Source organism: Enhygromyxa salina (genome assembly GCF_000737335.2).
Classification (GTDB): Bacteria; Myxococcota_A; Polyangia; order Nannocystales; family Nannocystaceae; genus Plesiocystis; species Plesiocystis salina_C.
Genome location: NZ_JMCC02000226.1, coordinates 1 through 4,639, shown reverse-complemented (window position 1 = coordinate 4,639; position 4,639 = coordinate 1). Strand labels below are relative to the sequence as shown.

Genomic DNA, 4,639 nt, shown 5'->3' with positions numbered 1-4,639 from the left:
TGCTCTTCCGATCTCGCCGCAACCGCCCCGCACCTCCCCTACCGAGCAGCTCTCGCTCCTCGTCCACTCCCCGCCCGAGCCCGTCCTCCCCGAGGAAGAACCCGTCGAGGTCATGGCCCTGCTCCGCGCCCTCCTGCGCAACCGCGCCGCGATCCCCCGCGAGGACACCATCCGTGCGCTCGCCGAGGGCCTGGGCTACGAGCGCGTGAGCGCCAAGCTCCGCGGGCGCCTCGAAGGCCACCTGCGCGCCGCGGTCAGCCGCCAGGTCCTCGACCCCGACAGCGGCGACGACCTGCGCCTGGCCACCCGCAAGCTCGAGGACTACACCCGCGACGACCTCGTCGAGGCGCTCCGCTCCGTCAGCCGCGAGGGCAGCGTCTACGAGCGCGAGGAGCTCGCCCGCACCCTCCTCGATCACCTCGGCTTTCGCCGCATGACCAAGGGCGCCGGGGCGGCGATCAAGTCAGCCTTCAACGCCGCCGTCCGCCGCGAGCTGTTCGAGCGCGTCGACGCCACCCGCGTGCGCCGCCTCTAGACCCGAATCGAGCGCTGCGGGCTCGACTCGGGCCTACTAGGAGCCCGTGGTGCTTTCAAGCGCCCCCTCGCTTCAGCTCTCAGTCCAGTCGGCGGCAGGAGCGGCTCGCAACGATCGCAGATCTTGCAGCTTGCCCGCAGTCTCGACGGCTCTAAATTTTTTCCATGTTGCCCACCACGGTCATGGCGCTCGTGGTCCCCCCTGGCCGTGGCCGACGAGTACACAACTCAGGACGGTCACCACACGTTGGGCGTCGGTCACGTACACGCTGCCCGGTGGCCAAGCCGCCAAGGTCATCCTGCTTGCTGACGACGCAGCTCGGGGCGATGGACATCTCTTCGTGGATGGCGAGGCGACAGCACATTCAACCTACGGACGCACTCGGTGACGACCGCGACTAACCCGGCTGCAACAGCCGCCCCCCCAACCTTCCCGTTTGCGGGCACCCGGCTCCATACGGTGGCCCAGATCATTGTGTGGCTGGTCATATTTTCGGCGGTGCTGGACATCCCTTGGTACGTCGATCTGGTTGTGCTTGGGCTGACGGCTGTCGGCTTTTCCATTCTTCAGATTGTGCTGCGCCAACGTTGGCGAGCACGGATGAAGGCCACCCCCACCAACGAGGACACTTGACGAACTTGAAGCCAGCAAGCTCGAGAAGGTGGAGGTGCCCTGCAACCTTCCCCGCCCTCGTGGGCGCCCTCGGAGTCGCCGTGGGAGTGGACGCGCTATGGGCCAGGGCCTGGGAGGAAGGCGCGTCGGGAGTGGAACGCTTCACGCGACAGCCCCGCCGCCAACACCTACAAGCGCATGTTGCTCATATGTTTCGGGTGGATGGCCCTCTACCTGCACCGCCTGTAGCGCGCTGCAGCTTCGTCCGAGGCCCTTCGTCGGCTACAAGAGTTTCCCCCCGGGCCGAGATCGGGACCAGGCGTGGGCCGAGCGCAGCACCGAGGCCGGAGCTCGGACCCTCGCGAGGGCCCCCGCGAGACCACGCGATCGCCCGACGCTCCCTGCCCCGGCGGGTGGTCGACCGCCGGGGTCCGCCAAGCGGCCCTCGAGAGGTCCCAAGACTTCGGCCGGCCCGACTCCAACGGCCTCGGCCAGGCACAGGTGCGCACTCGGCTCAGAATTCAGGGGCCCCAGCGCTGCCCCAAGCGAGGCCGAGCTGTTCTGGGTGGCCCTCCAGAGGCCTCGATCGCGGCGCGGCTGGCAACAAAAGTAGCCAATGAAGGCCCTCTCGGCGTACCGGGGCGGTCAAAAAGGCCCTCCCGAGCTCATTTTCCACTGGCGAGCACCGGGCCGGGCCATTAGGCGGGGGGAATTGCGCACTCTGGCTCACTTTGATATCCACGATGATGTGAAAAATCTCCATGTCCTTTCGATCAATATGATGCTGAACACCACGGAGGCGTGGCTTGGCGATGAAGCTGGGTTTCGCAAGCCGCTGGCAGACTCGGGCCCGCTCGGGGTTGGCATTCTCAAAGAGATCGAGAACGCGCACGAACCGCTGGCCCAGATCGAGAGCAAGCGCGGTCTGGCGACGGCGACGCTGCGCACGCTGATCGACGCCGCCCGCGAGCTCGACGCCACCCATGATCGCAAGGCGCGGGCCGTTCATTTTCTGTTGCGCGGACTCAGCGAAGGCAGCGACGACGCCGCCAAGGCCGCGGAGTATCGAGAGCTCGAGGGGCTCTTGTTTCCCCGGGGTCTGAGCGTGGTGAACCTGCCCCATATAGAAGAGGGCGGGGCCGCGGTCGCGCTCGAGCGCACGGTGAGCCCGGCGACGCGGGCCAAGATGGCTCAGATCAAAGTTGGGGATCAAACCCTGGACGATCTGTTCGCCGCTTGGATCACGGCTGGCCACGAGCTCGGAAAGGTGGTCGAGCAGCGGGCCAAGCTCAAGGCGTCGCTGAGTCGAGATGGCTCGGCGGTCAGCGAGATCGATCTCCGGGCCGGACATGCCAAGTGGGTCAAGGCCGTCCGCGGCTTGCTGATGGTGATCGACATGAGCCCAGAGCTCGACACGCTCGGCGAGCGGGTCCACGGGGCGCTCGACGAGGCGATCGCTGCCAAGCTGCGTGCCCGGGCCTCGGGCAGCCCGGAGGATGACGGCGGCGGTGCAGACGCTTCGGCCAACGCGGAAGCGGACGCGGACGCGGACGCGGACGAGGACCAAGCCCAAGCCCAGGCCGACGCTGACAGCGAGGCGCCAAACTAGGGATCGCGCTGTCTGTCTTCAGCTCGGGCGAGGGCGAGGGCTTCTCGCCCGCTTGCGGGGGCTTTCGTAGACTGGTTCACCGCGGGCAGCGAAGTATCTGGCGATGACCTCGCCGGCTCGCGGGCAACGGTGCACGTTGTGGGGCTTCCGAGCCGTGGGCAACACGGGGCCACGCACCGTGCGACTTGTCCAGACGCGGAGCCCTTTGCAGAGGTAGGCTCGGGCCATGCACCGGACCGCCTTCACGCTGCTCACGCTGGTTCTCATCGCCATCCCGTTGACGGCTGACGCAGAGTATCGCTACCTCTGTACATCGGTGCCAGGGGCTTGCGAGTACACACCCGCCAACGTCCCGAAGTTGCTCGCGGACGTCTGCTACAACCCCGCCAACAATGCGGTGAAGGTGAAGGGAACGCCCGCATGTCCGAATGGGACCAGGCCGTTCACGGTTATTTATGGCGAGGTTCTGGATCCGGCGACGGGGGACGTGGCCGCCTATGCGCCGCTCGATGACGCGTGCGGGGCGGGCCGATGTGTCGACTATGTCCCGCACGACGACCCCCAGGAATACACGATGTGTTGCGAGAACGGCGGCCCATGCTGGCCGGGGCTCGGTTGTGAAGGAGTGCTCTATTGGTGCCACGACGGCGTGTGCAACGAAGATGGGACTGTGACCTGTTTCAACGCGGAGCTGACTTAGCTGCTCGGTAGACTGCATTGAGCCCCTTTCGTGCTCGCTGCTCCAGGTTGGTGTCTTGCGCGTCCCGGGCGAAGAGAATCGCTAGCTGCCACGCGGTTGCGGCGTCCCAGTACATCAGACGCTGCCCGAGCTCTCGCGCGACCTCTTCGCTGAGGACCGCTAGTTCTCGCGATGAGCCGTTGCTGATCTTGGTTCGCTTTGCCGCCTCGAGGTGGCGCAACGCCATGTCCGCGTTTCCCTGTTGAGCCGCAACCACAGCGACATGACCCGACCACGCCGCTTGGACACTGTGTACGAACTCGGGCCGTCCGCCCGCGCGCGTGGGCATCAGTTGCGTCAGCACACCAGCGAGGAGCACGACCGCAACACCCCCCACCAGCAGCTCCTGCCAAGCCCACCGCCGCGGCTCCGGTGCGATCGCTGCCATGAGGGAGTCCATGCTAGGAAAGCGGTTCGCCGGGTTCGGCGACAACCCCCGTCGTAGCGCCCGCTCCACGCGACGCCCCCCGCGTGGTGCCCCCACGGCGCCAGCGAGGATCGCCCGCACCCGATCCTCGTTGCTGGTCGCCGCCGTGCAGGCCCCAAACGGGTTGACGCCGCTCAGCGCGTCCCACAGCGCGACGCAAAACGAGAACTGGTCCGACCGCTCATTGCCCGGCTCGCCGATCAGCCGCTCGGGCGCGCCATACTCGACTGTGCCAACGAACACGCCTCGCTCGTCTTCGTTGGACCCCAGCGCCTCGACCTGGCGGGCGAGGCCAAAATCCACGACGACCGCCTGCCCCTTCGAACCAATGCGGACGTTGCTGGGCTTGAAGTCGCGGTGAACCAGCCCCACCGCGTGCGCGGCCCCGAGGCCGCGGCCCGCCTCCATGAACTTGGCCAGGATGTCCGCCGTGGACTTGTCGCGCCACCAGGTTCGAAGGTCAGGCCCCTCCAGCAGCTCGAGCACCAGGTAGCGAAAGTCGGGGCCAAACCCGTGATCGTGGATCGTCACGACGTTGGTGTGGCTGAGCCTCGCAAGCGCCTGGCCCTCTTGCAGGGCGAGATCGCGATCGCCAAGGTCGAGCACCTTGACCGCCACCACGCGCTCTAGATCGCGGTCGATCGCCTCGTAGACGCTCCCAAACCCGCCCGCGCCGACCTTGCGCACCAGCTCGTAGCGGTCGCCCACGACGACCGC

The 4,639-nt window shown here is 67.1% G+C and carries 5 protein-coding genes; 4 read left to right on the top strand and 1 reads right to left on the bottom strand.

Features of this window, described 5'->3' with window-relative positions; genetic code table 11:
- From DB30_RS40300 to DB30_RS40285, 4 genes are all read left to right on the top strand, one after another.
- On the top strand, nt 1-535 hold a 535-nt coding region (locus DB30_RS40300; RefSeq protein ID WP_205633196.1), incomplete at its 5' end, for a hypothetical protein.
- 459 nt (nt 536-994) lie between these two features.
- Complete coding sequence (locus DB30_RS40295; RefSeq protein WP_153258504.1) at nt 995-1,168, top strand: hypothetical protein; 174 nt, start codon at nt 995-997, stop codon at nt 1,166-1,168.
- Nucleotides 1,169-1,928: 760 nt separating this feature from the next.
- Entirely contained in the window at nt 1,929-2,756 is an 828-nt protein-coding gene (locus tag DB30_RS40290; RefSeq protein WP_146662882.1) for a hypothetical protein, read from the top strand.
- A 226-nt stretch (nt 2,757-2,982) separates the two neighbouring features.
- Entirely contained in the window at nt 2,983-3,456 is a 474-nt protein-coding gene (locus DB30_RS40285; protein WP_052559390.1) for a hypothetical protein, read from the top strand.
- On the opposite strand, the gene DB30_RS40280 is transcribed toward DB30_RS40285, so the two are convergent.
- The coding region (locus DB30_RS40280; protein WP_146662880.1) for a serine/threonine-protein kinase at nt 3,437-4,639 on the bottom strand (1,203 nt) is incomplete at its 5' end. The two genes, DB30_RS40285 and DB30_RS40280, sit on opposite strands and share 20 nt — an antisense overlap.

Bases quoted from the DNA above. Each gene is read 5' to 3' on its own strand.
- DB30_RS40290 (WP_146662882.1), top strand. From the start codon at position 1,929: ATGCTGAACACCACGGAGGCGTGGCTTGGCGATGAAGCTGGGTTTCGC.
- DB30_RS40285 (WP_052559390.1), top strand. From the start codon at position 2,983: ATGCACCGGACCGCCTTCACGCTGCTCACGCTGGTTCTCATCGCCATC.